The 223-nt window shown below is 53.4% G+C and carries 1 pseudogene; it reads left to right on the top strand.

Features of this window, described 5'->3' with window-relative positions:
* A pseudogene (locus AAC854_RS23985) lies at nt 1–223 on the top strand (hypothetical protein); the annotation flags it as partial.

Genomic DNA, 223 nt, shown 5'->3' with positions numbered 1-223 from the left:
GTTTCAGCATCCCACTTTGCGCCAGATTGTGGATTGGTTGCAGGAACACAGCGGGCTGACGTTTATCTTACCGGACGCACCTTATAGGGATAAACCTATCCCGCACTACACACACAATGGGACAGGCTACCAGCTACTGGGGAATCTGGGGCAGGTCTTTGCCATTGAAGACTATATCTGGCATCAGTTGCCGGATGGCTCGGTGTATCTGGGAAGCTGGGCG

Origin of the sequence: Xenorhabdus entomophaga, from assembly GCF_037996725.1 — a bacterium.
In the GTDB taxonomy this organism is placed as follows: Bacteria; Pseudomonadota; Gammaproteobacteria; order Enterobacterales; family Enterobacteriaceae; genus Xenorhabdus; species Xenorhabdus khoisanae.
Note: the sequence above shows the minus strand (reverse complement) of the source record. Positions and strands in the feature narration are given on the sequence as shown.